This window comes from Streptomyces sp. NBC_01166, from assembly GCF_045039765.1.
In the GTDB taxonomy this organism is placed as follows: domain Bacteria; phylum Actinomycetota; class Actinomycetes; order Streptomycetales; family Streptomycetaceae; genus Streptomyces.
The window spans coordinates 8,543,055-8,559,987 of sequence record NZ_CP108613.1 but is presented as its reverse complement, the minus strand read 5'-3'; the positions used below and the strand labels follow the sequence as shown (position 1 = coordinate 8,559,987).

Below are 16,933 nucleotides of genomic sequence, written 5' to 3'. Positions count from 1 at the left end.
CGATACGGAGCGGCTGTGGCTGAACGGTCGGGTGATGGCCTCTTGATAACGAAGTCCTCGTCGTCAGGACTGAGCAGGCGGGGACCGGTGGTTCGCGTCCCGGACAGTGTCCTCGTCAGCCCAAACCCTTTGAGTAATCACCGGGACGCGAACCTGCCTGCCGAGACCAGCAGCATCATCGCGCGCCGGCAGCGGACCGAACTGGTGCCCGCGTCGAGCAGCACCCTCAGCAGCGGCTCGGTCACCCTATTCCGGATGAGACGCCCGATCTGTACCCGGGGGGTGCCGTCCCATGCGCCGCGTGCTTCCCGGCTCCGCAACGGTCCGGTGGCCCCGCCTCGCGCTCCGCATGTATCACGTTCGCTGGTCCGCCGGGCCGTCGGCCTTCTCGCACGAAGGACACCTCACTGTCCAGGGGAGGTTTTTCGGATGCGTATGGCTGGTGCGACGAGCCCATGAGGTTCTTCTGCCGCTCAAAGCGACCCAGGCCCCGGGGTGGCCCCCGCTGCCAACACCTACCGTGGCCCGAACGCTGTCCCGGGAGCAGATGTCGGAGTCGAGCGGTTGCGCGAAGTGCGGCGGTCGCATTCGGCTGGCAGCAGAGCAGGTGGTGGCCGCTTGGTCGTCTTTGATCATCTAGGCCAGAAGTTGCAGTTTTCCCCGGGATGGTGATCCGGGGGCCGCGGTCCAGATGACGATGTTCTGGTCGGGGTCGGGGCCGCAGATGAGGGTGTCCCAGTCGAGGGAGAGTTCTCCGACCACGGGGTGGTGGAGGACTTTGGTGCCTTTGCCGCGAGCTGCGACGTCGTGTTCGCCCCACCATCGTCGGAAGCGTGCGTCGCTCGCGGTGAGCTCTTGGACCAGCGCGGCCAGACGTGGCTCGTCGGGATAGCGCGTGGTTTCCATGCGCAGCTGGGCGATGGCCAGGCGGGTTACTTCTTCCCAGTCGGCATACAGGCGCTGCATGGCGGGGTCGGTGAAGAGCAGCCGGATGTAGGAGCGTTCGTCGTCGGGGATGGCCGCGAAGTCGGTGAAGACGGCGGCTGCCAGGCTGTTCCATGCCAGGACGTCCGTGCACCGGCCGATGACGAAGGCGGGGGTGGCGGTGAGGTCGTCGAGCATCCGCTGGACCTGCTCATCGACCTGCTGGAGTTGGGCACGAGGGGCCGTGGACGGGGTGGGCTTGGCGGCCAGGTCGAAGAGGTATGCGCGCTGGTCGACGTTGAGGTGGAGTACGCGGGCCAGGTCGTCGAGGAGCGGTGCGGATGCCTGCAGCCGTCCCTGCTCGATGCGCGTGTAGTACTCGGTGCTGACGGCTGCCAGACGCGCGACCTCTTCCCGCCGCAGGCCGGTGACACGCCGGCGCTGGCCGTCGTCGGCCAATCCGGCCTGTTCGGGGGTGACCTCGGCGCGCCGGGCTTTGAGGAACTCACCCAGCTCGTTCAGACGTGGTTCGCGGATCATGTCTCCCAGCTTTACACCTGGCCTGCCGCCGCATGGGGCGGCAGGCCAGAGGTCGTCATGCGGCCGGGTGGCCCAGCTGTGGTAACCGCCTGGCCTGGGGCACCGCCGTGAGGCTTCAGCCTGCCAGGGCCTGCTGCAGGACGTGGCTGTCAGCGGTCTGTCGCAGGCGGGTGAGCTTACCGCCGCGGACGGTCCACACGTGGACGAATCGCGCGTCCGCCTGCGCACCCGCAGCGGTCGTGGCGTGGTAGTGGCCGAGGACGACGACGTGGTCGTCACCGGCGGCCAGGTATTCCTCGGACACGGAGCCGAGGGAGGCGAAGAGCGGCTGCAGCGTGCCGAAGAAGTCCTCGCTCACGCTCGCCCATCCCTGGTAGACGCCCCCGTTGGGGAAGCCGGGGGTGATGTCCCACACCAGCTCGGGATCGACGATCTCGTCGATGACGTCCGGGGCCATCTTCGACTCGTACAGGCGACGGACCAGGGTGACGTTCGGGTGCTCGGACATGATGACCTCTCAGTGGGGCGACGTCAGAGGGGGGAGCGGCGGTCAGGCGGCAATCACGGCGCGGCCTGCGCGGAAGACGGCGGCCTGCTGGGCCACGCGTGCTCCCAGGTGCTCGGCGGTGAGGATGTCTGACTTGTGGACAGCATCGGGGCCGGCGTCGACGGGAGTCTGGGCGCCGGCACCGAGGAAGAAGCCCAGCCGGTTGGCGTCGTTCTCGCTGCCGGTGGTCGAGGACCAGCCGGGCTGCAGGCCCAGGCTGATCCAGTGCATGCCGTGCTGACTGGCCATAGTGGCGAAGTAGCCCAGCGTGGAGGACTTGTCGCCGTTCTTGGCACCGGAGTTGGTGAAGCCGGCCGCGAGCTTGTCGACCCAGCTCTGTGTGAACCAGCGCTTGCTGCTGGCCTCGGCGAAGGTGTGGAAGGCGGCGGAGGCAGTGCCCATGTAGGTGGGCGCACCGAAGATGATCGCGTCTGCCGCATCGAGCTGGGCCCACTGGTCGTCGGTGATCGTGTCGACGGCGATCAACACGGTGTCGGCACCGCTGTCCCGCGCACCGCGCACCACGGCGTCGGCAAGAACAGTGGTGTGACCGTAGCCGGAATGAAAAGCGACAGCGACCAGCGGACCGTTCGACTGATGCATGAATTTCTGTCCCTCGCAACATCATGGAATCGTGTTCGCAATTCACCATGCCACCGCCGCCGCCTCTTGTGAGGGGGAAGGATTACTCCCCATGCTGCACCCTGCCCCACCTGCTCGGACAGGGCATGCCGCAGCTCGCCTCGGATGTCAATCAAGGAAGGGGGGAGGAATCCGTACCCCCGACAAATGTGTACCCGGGAAGGAAACTTTCTCTTTTCCGGTGGTTCTCGGCGGGGGCATTCTCGATGGTGTCGGGCGCGGGATGCTGCGCACCAAAATTCGTTGAGGTGATGGTGTGATGAAAGCCATGGGCGTGAGTGAGTTCGGCGGACCCGAATCCCTGCGCATTCTGGAGCTTCCGGTCCCGGAGGCGGGTGCGGGAGAGATCCGGATCCGTGTGAGCGCCGCGACGGTGAACCCGGTCGACGCGATGGTGCGCCGTGGCCAGGCGTTCGTCTTTGATGCCGAGCCCCCGTACGTGCCGGGCATGGAAGCGGCCGGGATCGTCGACCAGGTCGGCCCCGGCGTGCGCAGCGGCGTCAGCATCGGTGACCGGGTCTCCGTGATCGCTGTGATCTCCGGCGCCCACGGCGCGTATGCCGAGTACCTGGTCGTCCCGGCCGAGTCCGCAGTGCCGGCCCCGCGCGGGGCCAGCGACGCCGCAGCAGCCACGCTGGCGATGAACGGCCTGACCGCGCAGATGGCCCTGGACCTGCTGCAGATGCCCGAGCGCGGGACCGTCGCGGTGACCGGGGCCGCCGGCGCGGTCGGCGGATACGCCGTTCAGCTGGCGCAGGCCGACGGCCTGCGCGTGATCGCCGACGCCGCCCCCCAGGACGAACAACTGGTCCGCGACCTCGGCGCCGACATCGTCGTCGCACGCGGGGCAGACTTCGCCGGCCAGGTCCGCGAGTATGCCCCGCAGGGTGTGGACGGCCTGGTGGACAGCGCCGGTATCGCCGCCGGCGCGGCCCGGGCCGTACGCGACGGCGGCCGGGTCGCCACCTCGGCCGGAGGCCAGCTCGCCGATGCCGAGCGCGAGCGCGGCATCACGATCCAGCAGACGTTCGTGCCGGACTACGCCCGCGAGCACGCACGCCTCGAGCGCCTGCGGCAGCTCGCGGACGAAGGCCGTCTGACACTGCGAGTGGCTCGGATCCTGCCCGCGGAGCAGGCCGTCGAGGCGCACCGCCTTTTGGACCAGGGCGGTCTGCGCGGCCGAGTGGTCCTCATCTTCTGAACCGGGCCACGGCACCCCCGCTCTGCTCGGTGCCCCCATGCCGCCGCGCTGTGTTCAACCGGCGCGGTACCCCCGATCAGTTCCCTGATGGAAGGAAAAACGCCATGCGCGCCACAGTGATATACGCCCCAGGTGACATCCGGGTGGAGAACGCCCCCGAGCCGAAGATCGAGAACCCCACCGACGCGATCATCCGCACTGCTGCGACCTGCGTGTGCGGTTCGGACCTATGGGCCTACCGGGGCCTGGAACCGGTCGACGAACCCCACCCCATGGGCCACGAGTACGTCGGCATCGTCGAGGAGGTCGGCTCCGCGGTCACCTCGGTCAGGCCGGGAGAGTTCGTCGTGGGCTCCTTCGCCACCTCCGACAACACCTGTGCCAATTGCCGTAACGGCTACCAGTCGAATTGTGTGCACCGCGAGTTCATGAGCAAATGCCAGGCCGAGTACGTGCGCATCCCCAACGCCCAGGGCACCCTGGTCGCGACCCCCGAGCAGCCCGACGCCCGGTTCGTGCCCAGCCTGCTGGCGGTCTCCGACGTCATGGGCACCGGCTGGTGGGCCGCAGAGGCCGCCGAGGTCAGGCCCGGCTCCACCGCAGTCATCGTCGGCGACGGGGCCGTGGGCCTGTGCGCGGTGATCGCCGCCAAGGAACACGGCGCAGAGCGCATCATCGTCATGTCCCGCCACGCCTCCCGTCAGCAACTGGCCCGCGAGTTCGGCGCTACCGACCTCGTCGCCGAGCGCGGCGACGAGGGCATCGCACGCATCAAGGAACTGACCGGAGGCATCGGCGCCGACAGCGTGCTGGAGTGCGTCGGCACCGAACAGTCCATGCAGCAGGCGCTGCGCTCCGCCCGGCCCGGCGGCAACGTCGGCTTTGCCGGCATCCCCCACGGCGTTGCCATCGACGGGCAGGAGCTGTTCTTCTCCCACGTCGGCCTGCGCGGTGGCCCGGCGCCCGTGCGACGTTACCTGCCCGACCTCATCCACCGCGTCCTGTCCGGCAGCATCAACCCGGGCAAGGTCTTCGACCTCACCCTGCCTCTGGACCAGGCCGCTGAGGGCTACCGGGCCATGGACGAGCGCCGCGCCATCAAGACGCTCCTCACCCCCTGACCCCAGCCCGACAGAACCGCACGAACCCCGGCCTCGCAATGCCCCGGCTACCGCGCCTGCGGGAGCCGGGGCATACCGCTCACTGCACTCGTCCGGGCGCTCTTGGTCCAGCGGGCCGGCGGGCGGTCTGCGGCGCTCATGCCGGGGGGGAAGCCGGGCGTGTAGTGCTCTTCGAGCGCGGTGATCTCTTCTTCCGTCAGGGTGATGTCGAGAGCCGCGACGGCGTCCGTCAGGTGATGCGGTCTGGAGGCCCCGACGATCGGGGCGCTGACCACCGGATTCGCCAACACCCAGGCGAGGGCGATCATGGCCATGGACACGCCTCGGGCGTGGGCCACCGACTGCACTGCTTCGATGATCTTCCGGTTCGGCTCATCTTCGACGAAGAGGCGCCCGTATGCGGGGTCGGTCTCGGACCAGCGGGTACGGAGACGAATGCTTCGTACCCGAGGCATGATCGGGCCGAAGCCCTGGTCACGTCGGTGATGTCTCAGAGAGGTCCGGGGCGGTGATCTCCATGACGACCTCGGGCCATCTTCGACTCGTACGGGCGGCGGGCGAGGGTGATGCTCGGGTGTTCGGTCATGGTGCCTGCCTCGCGGACGGCGTTGGGGTGGGTGTCCGGGCGGACATGCACGCTCTCAGGCGGTGACGGTGGCCCGCCCGGCGGGAAAGATCGCGGCGTCGGCGTCAACGGCGACCGCGACGGCGAGATGCACATGGGCCTGGTCGGCAAGTGAGGCAGGCTGCTCACGCGCTGGCGGTCACGCTGTCGGCGCGAGGCCCGCCTGCTCGTGGCGGCGGACGAAGTGTCCTCCGTTCCCGGAGCCGTCCGGCCGGAGGAAAACGAGTCCGTCAGCGTTCTCCAGGGGCCGTCACCTGCCCACCCCCCAGATCGCCCTAAGCTCGCGCTTGCGCGTAGCGAGCCGCGAGTGAGGGCTGGTTGCCGCCCGTGACAAACGCAGCTTCCGCGGCGAGCAGGGCTTCCAGAGCCGAGTCCTGACCTTCCAGGCCGGGCGCGCAGACGGTCTCGCCGAGGCGCAGGCCGGTCAGGCTGGCCGATGCGACGTCCTCGGGCGACATCGCCCAAGGGATGTCGTGGCCGGCTCCGCCGTTCCAGTCCGTTGCCACGACGCCGGGGCACACGACCTGGACGCGGAGCGGGGTGTCAGCGATCTCGGCCGCAAGAGTGCGGGTGAAGCCCAGAGTGGCGGCCTTCGCAGCGACGTACAGGGTGCGCCGAGGCGCTCGCGGGTCCGTGACGCCCGCGCTGAAGGCGAGCAGCGAGGCGACGGTGATGATCGAGCCCTCGCCGGCCGCGAGCATTCCGGGAAGGGCAGCGCGGACCAGCTGAATGGGGGCCACGGCGTTGAGGGTGAGCAGGCCGTCGATGTCGGCCGGCTCGACATCGGTGAGCGGGGCATAGCCGCCGGCGCCGGCGTTGCTGATGAGCATGCCTACATCCCCGGCAGCCAGGCGGCTGGTGACGGCGGTGATGCCGTTGTGTGTCATGAGGTCGGCGGGCAGCACCTCGACGGCGGCCCCGCGGGCGCGGAGATCATCGGCGAGGTCGGCGAGCCGATCGGCGCGCCGCGCCACCAGGACGAGGTCGTGGTCGTCAGCCAGGAGCCGGGCGTAAGCGACGCCGATGCCGGAGGAGGCGCCAGTGATCAGAGCAAGAGTGCGAGTCATGTAATAACTGTCCTCAAGCGTTAGGCCTATGTCAAACGCTTGATAGGTATGAAGTGTCATACCCTGGTCCCGTGATACGAAACGACGAGGATCCCGTGGGGGTCGGTGCTCTAGACCGGGTCACTTGGGCGTTGCGCCGCGCGGAACTGGCTGTGCAGACGCTGAAGGAGCAGCGGTTGCGCCCGCTGGGCCTGGCGGCTTCGCACTACACGCTCCTGATCTCAGTGCACTCCGAACCGGGACTGACCGGCGCGGAGCTGGCCCGCCGCCTCAACGTCACCCCCCAAGCCGTGGCCTCACTGGTGGCGCGCCTGGAGAGCCGCGGGCAGGTGGAGCGACGCGAGCACCCGCGCCACCGGCACGTGCAGGAACTGCACCTCACCGATGCCGGGCGCACAGCGTTGCGCGCGGCCGACAGAGTGATTGCTGACATCGAGCTGCAGATCACCGGCGCTCTCGGCCAGAAGGAATCAGCCCAGCTGCGAGGAATGCTCGACCAAGTGGCCGACGCGGCGCGGGAAGCGTGAGTACCGGGCCAGGGCCGCGCCGTACCGTCGAAGCGACGTCGCCGGTGCCGCCAGGCACCGGCGACAGGGCCTGTGATGGCAGGCTCTCGGCACCAGGACGATTTCCCACTGGTGTGACCGGTCATCACTTGGCGATAGGCATGGCGACTTCGCGCAGCGGATAGCTACCCCCGATCCAGCCGCCCGGCCTACGCGGCCTTGCTGAGCTGCAGTCGGGCGACGGCACGAAGCTCCGTGCCCGGATTCGCGCCGGACCCGCCACCGAGGAGCTTGATACCGGCCTCAGCCTCACGTGCGAACCCCGCCACGGTTGCTATCGGGACCGGTCCGCCACGAGTTCCACGGAAACGGCCACCGCCTCTTCGGTTCTAGCGCGACGGCGGGCGGTCTGCGGCGCTCATGCCGGTGGGAAGCCGGGGCGTGTAGTGCTCTTCAAGCGCGGTGATCTCTTCTTCCGTCAGGGTGATGTCGAGAGCCGCGGCGGCGTCCGTCAGGTGATGCGGTTTGGAGGCCCCGACGATCGGGGCGCTGACCACCGGATTCGCCAACACCCAGGCGAGGGCGATCATGGCCATGGACACGCCTCGGGCGTGGGCCACCGACTGCACTGCTTCGGTGATCTTCCGGTTCGACTCTTCTTCGACGAAGAGGCGCCCGTATGCGGGGTCGGTTTCGGACCGGTGGGTCTCCTCGCCCCAGGGCCGGGTGAGCCGGCCGCGCGCCAGCGGGCTCCACGGGATGCTCCCGACGCCCTGATCTGCGAGCAGGCCGAACATCTCCCGTTCCTCTTCCCGCATGAGGAGGCTGTACTGGTCCTGCATGGACACGAACCGTGTCCACCCGTGCAGGTCAGCGGTGTGCTGCAGCTTGGCGAATTCCCACGCCAGCATCGATGATGCGCCGATGTAGCGCACCTTGCCCGCCTTCACGACGTCGTGAAGGGCCTCCATCGTCTCCTCGGCGGGCGTCTCGTAGTCGAGGCGGTGGATCTGGTAGAGATCCACGTAGTCGGTGCCGAGCCGGGTCAGCGACGCGTCAATCTGCTCCATGATCGCCTTGCGGGACGTTCCGGAGCCGCCTGGGCCCGCGTGCATGGGGTAGAAAAGCTTGGTGGCGAGGATGATGTCCTCGCGGCGTGCGTACTTCTTTACCGCACGACCGACGATTTCTTCCGAGGTGCCGAAGCTGTAGGCGTTGGCGGTGTCCCAGAAGGTGATTCCCAGTTCGACAGCCTGCCGGAAGACCGGCTCCGCTTCCTCTTGGTTGAGCGCCCATTTACTGAAACCGCTCGCTGTGTCCCCGAACGTCATACAGCCGAGCGCGAGGCGACTGACAACGAGCCCTGAGCTTCCAAGTCGTGTGTACTTCATAGCGATATTGAATACTCCGGTTGATGAATGTGGGAGGTTCTATGAGTGCCCCCTTCTTTTCGCCGCGAACCAGGCTCTCGTCGACCACGTCGCCGCCCTCGCCCGCCGGACATCCGGCACCGACCCGTGGCCTATAGGCCCTCGCGCCCCGGGATGCCGGGTTGCTGTCGAGGCATCGATCTGACGAGCACCACATGGGCGACGACAGCGAGTGCGATCGAGGTGACGGTGACGATGCCCAGCGGGAGGACGGCTTGGGCGCCGCCGAGGCCGACGAGCGGTGCGGCGACTCCTCCGAGTCCGAAGCGGGCGCACCCGAGTACGGAGGAGGCGGTGCCGGCGAGTTCCGGGTAGTCGGCCAGGGCGAGCGACGTGGTCGGGGGCGCGGCGAACGCTACGCCGGAAGCGAGAGCGAACAAGGAGACGAGGACGACGGGCAGGGACAGGTTCCACAGTCCGGTCGCCAGGAGCCCGAGGGAGCCGATGGCGGTCATGGCGATGCCGATGATGAGCGTGCCGCGTTCGGACCACCGCTCGGCAGCGCGGCCGCCTATGTAGCCGAAGATCATGAACCCGGCGGAGTTCAAGCCGAACGCAATTGAGTATGCCTGCGGGGAAAGCCCGTAGGTGCCTTGGAGGATGTAGGTCGCTCCGGAGAGGTAGGCGAACAGGGCGGCGTAGGTCAGGCCGGCGATAAGCACCGATCCGACGAAGAGGCGGTCGGAGAACAGGCGGCGGAAGTCGCGGCCGGTCTGCTTCATGCCGCCACGGGTGCGCTGGTCGTCGGGAAGCGTCTCGCCGAAGATGATCAGGGCGGCGACTAGCAGCAGCACGCCGATCGCGGCGAGGAAGAGGAAGATGCCGCGCCAGTCGGTGAGGCGGGCGAGCTGTCCTCCCAGGACGGGGCCGATGATCGCGGCGAGGCCCCCGAGGACGGTCAGGCGCCCGTAGTATCGGACCAGGGCGCCACCTTCATAGACGTCCCTGCCGGCTGCCTGGGCGATGACGATCCCGACCGCGCCCGCGAGACCCTGCACGAGCCGGGCGATCACCAAGGTCGCGAGGCTCGGGCTGATCGCGCACAGCGCAGACGCGGCGATGTAGGCGGTGATCCCGATGAGCAGCGGTGTGCGGCGCCCGAATCGGTCCGACAGTGGCCCGGCGATGAGCTGCCCGGCAGCAAGTCCCATCAGGCAGGCGGTCAGGGTGAACTGCGCCGTCGAGGTGGCTGCGCCGAGCTCGCTCGTCAGCGAGGGCAGGACGGGTAGATAGAGGTCCATCGAGATGGGGCCGAACACGGTCAGGAGCATCAGAAGCGTGGACAGTGCCGGCCCGACGCGCCGCGCTGGGCTTGTGGTCGAGTGGTGTCCGAGGGGAAGGGTCGCCTGGTTGTTCACGGGAGGGCCTTCACGGTGACGTCGCGTCCTTCGGGCTGTTCGAGTTCGTCGAGCGTGGCGTCGAAGCTGCCGAGTACGAGGGAGTCCTCGGCGTGGGTGCTGGAGTCGGTGGTGTACCAGAAGCCGACGTTGCCCCAGGGGATGTAGTGCAGGAAGTCGCCCTGGTTGAGGATGGAGCCTTCGGTGTCGTCGTGGTCGAGTTCGCGGGGAAGGTAGCTGATCTTCTCGTTGCCGGCGAAGTCCTTGAACTCGAGCGTGAGCGGGAGCATGGACAGGAAGTCTCGAGCGGCCGGGTTGTCCTTCATGGTGACGTCGAGCGACGTGTCACCGGCGGTGAACCCCACGACCGTTTCGGCAGCCTCATCAGAGTCGTCGGAGTCGGGTATGGCGGAGAAGGCCCTGGAAGGAGGGGCCGATGCAGCTGATGACGGCGAAGTCGCTGCGCCGCTGCCGACGGAGGAGGCGGTGCTGCATGCGGAAAGCACCAGCGGCAACACCACGGCGAAGACGAGCAGGCGGAGCTTTGATCTCACGGAAGCGGTTCCTTTCACACCAGTCGATCGAGGGCGGCCTGTTCAGGAGTCGGCGCGCGGGGTGATCTCGACGGTCGCGGCTTGCGGGCCGGCAGAGACCATCGGCGGCAGGTAGTCGCTGTCGGCGTATTTGGTCCGGTAGGCCGTGTCGATCGGGTCGCCCATCGTCGGGTCAGCGGGGTGGAACTCGACGTCGTAGGTGGTACCGGCCGCGGTGATCTGCCCGGCGCGCTGAGTCATTGCGGCCTGGTACCAGCGGGATCGGACGCCGTTCCATGCCCGCACAAACAGGCGCCCGTCCATCGCCACCGACCAGATCCAGGTCGGCGTCCCCGTGGTGGTCCCATCGGGTCGGAACGGGGCGATATGCAGGTCGTCACCGGCGGCGATGCGGGAGATGTCTTCGGCCAGCCAGGCGCTCATGGTGTTGCCTTCCTTCGTGGTCCGCGGTGGGTCAGTGGACGGGGAACTCGAGGATGATGCGGCCACGTACGCCGCCGGCGTCCAGGAGGCGATGGGCCTCGGGGGCATCCGCGGCGGGCAGTACCGGCCCGACTCGCATGGTCAGGGCGCCCTCGTTGACGAGGTCCCTCAGATGGGTGATCGCGGCATGGTCCATCGCGCGTTGCCGCACGTTCAGCCCGTGCACGCGAATCCCACGGCCGGGGTCCCCGTGGTGGGGCCGAAAGGTGGCGAGCTGCCCACCGTCGCGGATCGCGTCGACGATGTCGTCTCCGAGCAGAGCGGCATCTGCGACCGCATCCACCCCGCCCGGGATGAGGGCGAGGACATCGGCGGCGGCGTGCGGCCCGCGGTGCACGACCTCGGTGGTGCCGAAAGTACGTACGAGGGCGTCGTCGCCGGGACCGGCGATCGTGATGACCCGCAGGCCCGCGTGGTGGGCGAGCTGGGTGAGGTAGCCGCCGACTGAGCCGGCCGCCCCGGTGACCAACAGCGTTGCACCCGCGGTGAGCTGCAAGGCGTCGAGCGCGTTGAGCGCGGTCAGCGAGTTGTTGATGAAACTCGCCGCCCCCGGTGCGGATGCCCCCTCAGGGATGCGCGTGACCGACGCGCCGGGCAGCACGACGTAGTCGCTGTACCCGCCGTGAGCCGCATGCAGCGGCCCACCCTCTGCAGCCCGCGTCGTGGGCTGCTACGTGTCGACCAGAGACATCTGCTGCTCGTTGTAGCGGTTTCCGTGCACACCGATGCGCTGTGTGAGTTCGTTGAGGTCGGTCAGTTCATCGGCGGAGAGCGGCAGCACGGTGGCGGCGGCGTTCTCGTCGATCCGCGCGGTGCGCCGTGTTCCGGGAATCGGCACGATCGACGGATGTTGGGCAAGCAGCCAGGCGAGCGCGACCTGCCCCGGCGTGGCGTCCCTGGCACGCGCGAGAGTGGCGACGTGGTCGAGGAGAACCTGGTTCGCCGCCCGGTTCCGGTCCGTAAACCGTGGCATGCCCGTGCGCATGTCGCTGGCCGGGAACGGCGTCGACGCATCTACCGTGCCGGTTAGGAATCCTTTGCCGAGCGGGCTGAAGGGCACGAATCCGATACCGAGTGCCGCACACGTCGGCAGGATCGCTGGCTCGGGGTCTCGGGTCCAGAGCGAGTATTCGCTCTGCACGGCCGTCACCGGGTGGGCGGCGTGGGCGCGGCGGATGGTCTGGGCACTGGCCTCCGAGAGTCCGAAGCAGCGGACCTTGCCCGCCTGGACGAGTTCGCCGACGGTGCCGGCGACGTCTTCGATCGGCACCTGAAGGTCGACGCGGTGCTGGTAGAACAGGTCGAGCGTCTCGACTCCGAGCCGTTTGAGGCAGCCGTCTGCGGCGGCGCGGATGTGCTCGGGCCGGCTGTTGAGGCCGACGGAGCGGCCGTTCTCGATGCGGAATCCGAACTTGGTGGCGATCACCACCCGGTCACGCACCGGGGCAAGGGCCTGACCGACGAGTTCCTCGTTGGCGTAGGGGCCGTACACCTCTGCGGTGTCGAAAAAGGTGATGCCGCGGTCGACGGCGCTGCGCAGCACGGCGGTCATGCCGGAGCGGTCACCGGGGTTGGGTCCGTAACCGTGGGACATGCCCATGGTGCCGAGGCCGATGGCAGAGACTCGCAAGTCGCGCCCCAGTATGCGCTGGTGCATCGTGTCCTCCTTGGGGGTGCCCACCGCGGTGGCGGGGTGCGCAGCTGTGGGGCGGCCGCCAGAGCGTCGGGCGTCGTTCTCGGCGAAGCGGCGGCCCGACCGGGCGGCGGCTTCGCCTTGCTACCAGGCGTACGCCTCGGGCGCCTCGCCTCCGGGGCCTGGCCAGATCTCGTCGAGCGCACGGAGAGTCTCGGACGACAGGGACAGGTGCGGGGCCCGCAGGGATTCGGTCAGCTGCTCGGGGGTGCGCGGCCCGACGATGGTGGTGGCGATCGCCGGGTTGTGCAGGAGCCAGGCGAGGGCGACGTCCGCTGGCCGCTCGCCGAGGTCCGCGCAGAGGGCTTCGTAGCGTTCGAGTTGCGGCCGGTGCTGCTCGACGGTGGCGAGGAAGTCGGATGACGAACGCCGGCCGCTTTTCGCCTTGTGCAGGGCACCGCCGAGCAGGCCGCCGCCCAGGGGGCTCCACGGGATCAGGCCGAGGCCGTAGTGACGCAGGGCGGGGATCAGTTCGAGTTCGATGGTGCGGGCGTTGAGGTTGTACAGGCTCTGCTCGGAGACGAGGCCCAGGAAGTGCCGCTTGCTCGCTTCCTGCTGGGCGGTGGCGATGTGCCAGCCGGCGAAGTTACTGCTGCCGACGTAGGTGACCTTGCCTTCGCGGACGAGTTGCTCCATGGCCTGCCAGATCTCGTCCCACGGTGTCGAGCGGTCGACGTGGTGCATCTGGTACAGGTCGATGTGGTCGGTCCGCAGCCGCCGGAGGCTGTCCTCGGCAGCTCTGCGGATCTTGTAGGCCGAGAGGTACTTGTCGTTCGGGCCGGTGCCCATGGGCTGGTAGAGCTTGGTCGCCAGCACGATGCGGTCGCGCCGGCCACTGTCCTGGGCCAGCCAGCGGCCGATGATCTCCTCGGAGAGCCCGTAGCCCTGTTCCATGTCGGGTGACTGCGGTCCGCCGTATACATCGGCGGTGTCGATGAAGTTGATGCCTTCCTCGACGGCCCGGTCGAGGATGGCGAAGCTGGTGGGCTCGTCGGCGACCCAGCCGAAGTTCATGGTTCCGAGGCCGAGCTTGCTGACCCTCAAACCGGTCCGGCCAAGGTGGTTGTACGTCATCGTCATGGGTGGTTCGTCCAATCCAGTAGGGCAGTACGACGGGTATCTGCACACCGCGCAGTGCGCTACGAAGCTCATCGCGGGCCGTGGCGGGGCGCCTGCAGCAGGTCCTCACGTGCAGGGCGCCGGGCATGTGCAGACACATCCGTCAGGAACTGCCGCGCTTGGGCGTCAGCCGGCCGGTCACAGTCGACGCGCAACGCGTGCCGTGCAACCAGCTGACTCAGGGCGTGAGAAGTGCCTTGATGGCGCGTCGTTCGTCCATGGCCTGGTAGGCGTCGGCGACCTGTTCGAGCGGCAGGGTGAGGTCGAAGACCTTGCCCGGATCGATGCGGCCGGAGAGCACGCGGTCGATCAGGTCGGGCAGGAATTCACGGACGGGGGCGGGGCCGCCGCGCAGGCCGACGTGGGAGTAGAACAGCTCCTCGCCGTCGAGCGCCACGCCGTGGGGGACGCCGACGAAGCCGACGTTGCCGCCGGGCCGCGTCGAGCGCAGAGCTTGCTGCATGGACTCCGGCGTGCCCACGCACTCCAGGACCCGGTCGGCGCCGATCCCGCCGGTCATCTCCTTGAGGCGGGCGATGCCCTCCACGCCGCGTTCGGCGACGACGTCGGTGGCCCCGAACTCGCGGGCCAGCTTCTGCCGGGACTCGTGCCGAGACATGGCGATGATCCGTGTCGCGCCCAGTTCCTTGGCGGCGATGACCGCGCACAGACCGACCGCGCCGTCGCCCACCACCGCGACCGTGTCGCCGGGCCGCACCTCGGCGGCAACGGCCGCGTACCAGCCGGTCCCCATCACGTCGGAGCAGGCCAGCAGACTGGCGATGTGCTCCTCGGCGGGCTGGTCGGGCGTGGCTACCAGGGTGCCGTCCGCGAGCGGGATACGGACCTTCTCGGCCTGGCAGCCCTCGGCGCCGACGAACTCGCGGTGCAGACAGCTGGTCTGGTAGCCGTTGCGGCAGTTCGCGCAGGTGTTGTCGGAGGCGAAGAACGAGCCGATGACGAACTGCCCCGGCTTGACGGCCGTCACCTCGCTGCCGACCTCCTCGACGACACCGACGTACTCGTGGCCGAACGGAGTGGGCTGCTCGACCGGGTTGATGCCGCGGTAGTCCCACAGGTCCGAGCCGCACACACAGGTCGCGGCGGTGCGGATAACCGCGTCGGTCGGGTTGATGATCTTCGGGTCGGCGCGCTCCTCGAAGCGCACGTCCCCGGGGGCGTAGAGGATGGCTCCACGCATGATGATGCTCCTTACAGGTTGTCCGGGCTGGGATCAGCGGCGGGTGCTGGTGCGCGGGCCGCGGTACTCGTCGTCGCCAACGTGTTCGAGCCAGTCCACCTCGTCGGTCTCCCACAGCGCGATGTGCGTCATGAAGTGGTCCGGGGCGGCGCCGTGCCAGTGCTCCTCGCCCGGCGGGGTCCAGACCACGTCGCCCGGGTGGGCTTCGAGGATCTCGCCGCCACGGGACTGGACCAGGGCGATGCCCTCCACGATGTAGAGGGTCTGGCCCAGGCCGTGGGAGTGCCAGGCGGTCCGGGCCCCGGGCGCGAAACGCACCGCGTTCGCGCGGGCGCGGGAGGGTTCCTCTCCGCGGTAGATCACATCGGCCCACGCGTCTCCGGTGAACCACTGGGCGGGCAGCTTCATCGTCGGCTGCTTGATCAACAATTCCATGAACGGTGCTCCCTTGCTGCAGGTCGCGCGGTCAGGCGGCCTGGTCGTCGGCGATCTGCTTGAGCAGATTGATCGCGGTCATGGCGTTCGGCCAGCCGGCGTAGAAGGCGAGATGCGTGATCGCCTCGGACAGCTCCTCCACGCTCAGCCCGTTCTGCAGCGCGACGCGCAGGTGGTAGCCGAGCTGCTCACTGCGGTAGAGCGCGGCCAGCACGCTCACGGTGACCAGGCTGCGATCCCGCGGGGAGAGCCCGGGCCGCTCCCAGACGTCACCGAAGAGGACCTCATTGGTGACCTCGACGAGCTTGGGCGCGATACCGGCCAGTTCCTGGGGTGCGGACTGCTTCGCCATAGGACGCCTCCTTCACTCGCAAAAATGGTGGAACCGGGCACTTCCACTCTGTAGTCAGGTGCCCGCCCCGGCAGCCCGAAACCTCTCGTCCGAGGCGCTGCCGGGAGCCGCAACAGCGGCCACTACCGAGGAAACCGCAGGTCACTCGCGGGTGGAAGGGACGGTCGTTACAGGTACTGACAGAACCCCCCTCGTCCGCGCCTGTCCGCCTAGCCTGGAAGACGTGAGTACCGAGAGCGACATCCGCGAATTCCTGGCCTCCCGCCGCGCGAAGATCACCCCGCAGCAGGCCGGGCTGCCCGCCTACGGCAGCAACCGGCGCGTGCCCGGGCTGCGCCGCGAGGAAGTCGCTATGCTCGCCGGCGTCAGTGTCGACTACTACGTCCGTCTGGAGCGCGGCCACCTCGCCGGAGCCTCCGAGGAAGTCCTCAACGCCGTCGCCAACGCCCTGCAGCTCGATGAGGCCGAACGCGCTCACCTCTACGACCTGGCCCGCGCCGTCGCCAGACGCCCCGCCCGCCGTACCAAACGCACCCGCGGCCCGCTCCCGGACAGTGTCCTGCGCGTCCTGGAGTCCATGACCGACTCCCCGGCCTTCATCCGCAACGGCCGCCTCGACATCCTCGCCGTCAACCGCCTCGGCCGCGCCCTGTACGCGCCGCTGTTCACCGATGACGCCCCGCGCCCGGTCAACGTCGCCCGCTTCCAGTTCCTGGACCCGCACGGCCGTGACTTCTTCCCCGACTGGGAACAGTCCGTGAACACGACCGTCTCGCTGCTGCGCACCGAGGCCGGACGGGCTCCCGGCGACAGCGACCTGACCGGGCTGATCGGTGAGCTCGTCACTCACAGCGAGGACTTCCGCACCGCGTGGGCCAAGCACAACGTGCGCCTTCACCACACCGGCCGCAAATCCTTCCGCCATCCGGCAGTCGGCGAGATCACCCTGGACTTCGACGCCATGGAACTCTCTGCGCAGCCCGGCCTGACCCTGACTGCGTACAGCGCGGGCCCGCGCACTCCGGACCACGACGCACTGCAGCTGCTGGCCGCCTGGGCCGCCACCGACGACTCCACAGCCGCCGATCACACCCACAGCCGCTGAACAGCGCCCTTGACGGCAGGATCCCGATCACCGACTCCACAGGAGACACCA

At 68.7% G+C, this 16,933-nt stretch carries 19 protein-coding genes; 4 read left to right on the top strand and 15 right to left on the bottom strand.

The features are described 5' to 3' along the window. Positions 1-636: 636 nt before the first annotated feature. The 3 genes from OG379_RS38805 to OG379_RS38795 all read right to left on the bottom strand — a co-directional run bounded on the left by OG379_RS38805 (position 637) and on the right by OG379_RS38795 (position 2,614). On the bottom strand, positions 637-1,464 hold the full coding sequence (locus tag OG379_RS38805; RefSeq protein ID WP_405668124.1) for a helix-turn-helix domain-containing protein: 828 nt from the start codon (positions 1,462-1,464) through the stop codon (positions 637-639). 115 nt (positions 1,465-1,579) lie between these two features. Next, a complete protein-coding gene (locus OG379_RS38800; RefSeq protein ID WP_405668123.1) occupies positions 1,580-1,972 on the bottom strand; it encodes a nuclear transport factor 2 family protein in 393 nt (130 codons plus the stop codon). 42 nt (positions 1,973-2,014) lie between these two features. Beyond that, the gene (locus OG379_RS38795) at positions 2,015-2,614 is read right to left on the bottom strand and encodes a flavodoxin family protein (RefSeq protein ID WP_405668122.1); all 600 of its coding nucleotides are present in this window, start codon (positions 2,612-2,614) and stop codon (positions 2,015-2,017) included. A 298-nt stretch (positions 2,615-2,912) separates the two neighbouring features. On the opposite strand from OG379_RS38795, the gene OG379_RS38790 reads away from it, so the two are divergent. Together OG379_RS38790 and OG379_RS38785 are read left to right on the top strand one after the other, a co-directional pair. Continuing rightward, complete coding sequence (locus OG379_RS38790) at positions 2,913-3,854, top strand: zinc-binding alcohol dehydrogenase family protein (RefSeq protein WP_405668121.1); 942 nt, start codon at positions 2,913-2,915, stop codon at positions 3,852-3,854. A gap of 104 nt (positions 3,855-3,958) precedes the next feature. Beyond that, complete coding sequence (locus OG379_RS38785) at positions 3,959-4,975, top strand: zinc-dependent alcohol dehydrogenase family protein (protein WP_405668120.1); 1,017 nt, start codon at positions 3,959-3,961, stop codon at positions 4,973-4,975. A gap of 47 nt (positions 4,976-5,022) precedes the next feature. On the opposite strand, the gene OG379_RS38780 is transcribed toward OG379_RS38785, so the two are convergent. Further along, the gene (locus OG379_RS38780; protein ID WP_405668119.1) at positions 5,023-5,430 is read right to left on the bottom strand and encodes an aldo/keto reductase; all 408 of its coding nucleotides are present in this window, start codon (positions 5,428-5,430) and stop codon (positions 5,023-5,025) included. Positions 5,431-5,875: 445 nt separating this feature from the next. After that, a complete protein-coding gene (locus OG379_RS38775; protein ID WP_405668117.1) occupies positions 5,876-6,667 on the bottom strand; it encodes an SDR family NAD(P)-dependent oxidoreductase in 792 nt (263 codons plus the stop codon). Between the two features lie 71 nt (positions 6,668-6,738). On the opposite strand from OG379_RS38775, the gene OG379_RS38770 reads away from it, so the two are divergent. After that, positions 6,739-7,194, top strand: coding sequence for a MarR family winged helix-turn-helix transcriptional regulator (locus OG379_RS38770; RefSeq protein WP_405668116.1), 456 nt, complete (start codon positions 6,739-6,741; stop codon positions 7,192-7,194). A 368-nt stretch (positions 7,195-7,562) separates the two neighbouring features. On the opposite strand, the gene OG379_RS38765 is transcribed toward OG379_RS38770, so the two are convergent. The 10 genes from OG379_RS38765 to OG379_RS38720 form a co-directional block, all read right to left on the bottom strand. Beyond that, positions 7,563-8,564 (bottom strand): aldo/keto reductase, encoded by a 1,002-nt coding sequence (locus OG379_RS38765; RefSeq protein WP_405668115.1) that lies wholly within the window; start codon positions 8,562-8,564, stop codon positions 7,563-7,565. A gap of 131 nt (positions 8,565-8,695) precedes the next feature. Continuing rightward, positions 8,696-9,874, bottom strand: coding sequence for a multidrug effflux MFS transporter (locus OG379_RS38760; RefSeq protein WP_405668114.1), 1,179 nt, complete (start codon positions 9,872-9,874; stop codon positions 8,696-8,698). An 83-nt stretch (positions 9,875-9,957) separates the two neighbouring features. Further along, entirely contained in the window at positions 9,958-10,494 is a 537-nt protein-coding gene (locus tag OG379_RS38755; protein WP_405668113.1) for a cyclophilin-like fold protein, read from the bottom strand. A 42-nt stretch (positions 10,495-10,536) separates the two neighbouring features. Beyond that, positions 10,537-10,917, bottom strand: a complete 381-nt coding sequence (locus OG379_RS38750) for a DUF2255 family protein (protein ID WP_405668112.1) — start codon at positions 10,915-10,917, stop codon at positions 10,537-10,539. A gap of 31 nt (positions 10,918-10,948) precedes the next feature. Further along, positions 10,949-11,578: a zinc-binding dehydrogenase gene (locus OG379_RS38745; protein WP_405668111.1), complete on the bottom strand. Its 630-nt coding sequence runs from the start codon at positions 11,576-11,578 to the stop codon at positions 10,949-10,951. A 69-nt stretch (positions 11,579-11,647) separates the two neighbouring features. Next, positions 11,648-12,634, bottom strand: coding sequence for an aldo/keto reductase (locus tag OG379_RS38740; RefSeq protein ID WP_405668814.1), 987 nt, complete (start codon positions 12,632-12,634; stop codon positions 11,648-11,650). A gap of 120 nt (positions 12,635-12,754) precedes the next feature. Then, positions 12,755-13,744, bottom strand: a complete 990-nt coding sequence (locus tag OG379_RS38735) for an aldo/keto reductase (protein WP_405668812.1) — start codon at positions 13,742-13,744, stop codon at positions 12,755-12,757. Between the two features lie 223 nt (positions 13,745-13,967). Then, positions 13,968-14,990 (bottom strand): zinc-dependent alcohol dehydrogenase family protein, encoded by a 1,023-nt coding sequence (locus OG379_RS38730; RefSeq protein WP_405668110.1) that lies wholly within the window; start codon positions 14,988-14,990, stop codon positions 13,968-13,970. A gap of 33 nt (positions 14,991-15,023) precedes the next feature. Next, positions 15,024-15,425 (bottom strand): cupin domain-containing protein, encoded by a 402-nt coding sequence (locus OG379_RS38725; RefSeq protein WP_405668109.1) that lies wholly within the window; start codon positions 15,423-15,425, stop codon positions 15,024-15,026. Positions 15,426-15,456: 31 nt separating this feature from the next. Next, positions 15,457-15,777: a carboxymuconolactone decarboxylase family protein gene (locus tag OG379_RS38720; protein WP_405668108.1), complete on the bottom strand. Its 321-nt coding sequence runs from the start codon at positions 15,775-15,777 to the stop codon at positions 15,457-15,459. A gap of 223 nt (positions 15,778-16,000) precedes the next feature. Between OG379_RS38720 and OG379_RS38715 the strand changes: the two genes are divergently transcribed. Then, positions 16,001-16,882 (top strand): helix-turn-helix transcriptional regulator, encoded by an 882-nt coding sequence (locus OG379_RS38715; RefSeq protein ID WP_405668107.1) that lies wholly within the window; start codon positions 16,001-16,003, stop codon positions 16,880-16,882. Positions 16,883-16,933 lie beyond the last annotated feature (51 nt).

What these genes read in the sequence shown, in the direction of transcription:
- OG379_RS38805 (WP_405668124.1), bottom strand. Translation starts at nt 1,464, where the DNA reads ATGATCCGCGAACCACGTCTGAACGAGCTGGGTGAGTTCCTCAAAGCC.
- OG379_RS38800 (WP_405668123.1), bottom strand. Translation starts at nt 1,972, where the DNA reads ATGTCCGAGCACCCGAACGTCACCCTGGTCCGTCGCCTGTACGAGTCG.
- OG379_RS38795 (WP_405668122.1), bottom strand. Translation starts at nt 2,614, where the DNA reads ATGCATCAGTCGAACGGTCCGCTGGTCGCTGTCGCTTTTCATTCCGGC.
- OG379_RS38790 (WP_405668121.1), top strand. Translation starts at nt 2,913, where the DNA reads ATGAAAGCCATGGGCGTGAGTGAGTTCGGCGGACCCGAATCCCTGCGC.
- OG379_RS38785 (WP_405668120.1), top strand. Translation starts at nt 3,959, where the DNA reads ATGCGCGCCACAGTGATATACGCCCCAGGTGACATCCGGGTGGAGAAC.
- OG379_RS38780 (WP_405668119.1), bottom strand. Translation starts at nt 5,430, where the DNA reads ATGCCTCGGGTACGAAGCATTCGTCTCCGTACCCGCTGGTCCGAGACC.
- OG379_RS38775 (WP_405668117.1), bottom strand. Translation starts at nt 6,667, where the DNA reads ATGACTCGCACTCTTGCTCTGATCACTGGCGCCTCCTCCGGCATCGGC.
- OG379_RS38765 (WP_405668115.1), bottom strand. Translation starts at nt 8,564, where the DNA reads ATGAAGTACACACGACTTGGAAGCTCAGGGCTCGTTGTCAGTCGCCTC.
- OG379_RS38760 (WP_405668114.1), bottom strand. Translation starts at nt 9,874, where the DNA reads ATGCTCCTGACCGTGTTCGGCCCCATCTCGATGGACCTCTATCTACCC.
- OG379_RS38750 (WP_405668112.1), bottom strand. Translation starts at nt 10,917, where the DNA reads ATGAGCGCCTGGCTGGCCGAAGACATCTCCCGCATCGCCGCCGGTGAC.
- OG379_RS38740 (WP_405668814.1), bottom strand. Translation starts at nt 12,634, where the DNA reads ATGCACCAGCGCATACTGGGGCGCGACTTGCGAGTCTCTGCCATCGGC.
- OG379_RS38735 (WP_405668812.1), bottom strand. Translation starts at nt 13,744, where the DNA reads ATGACGTACAACCACCTTGGCCGGACCGGTTTGAGGGTCAGCAAGCTC.
- OG379_RS38730 (WP_405668110.1), bottom strand. Translation starts at nt 14,990, where the DNA reads ATGCGTGGAGCCATCCTCTACGCCCCCGGGGACGTGCGCTTCGAGGAG.
- OG379_RS38725 (WP_405668109.1), bottom strand. Translation starts at nt 15,425, where the DNA reads ATGGAATTGTTGATCAAGCAGCCGACGATGAAGCTGCCCGCCCAGTGG.
- OG379_RS38720 (WP_405668108.1), bottom strand. Translation starts at nt 15,777, where the DNA reads ATGGCGAAGCAGTCCGCACCCCAGGAACTGGCCGGTATCGCGCCCAAG.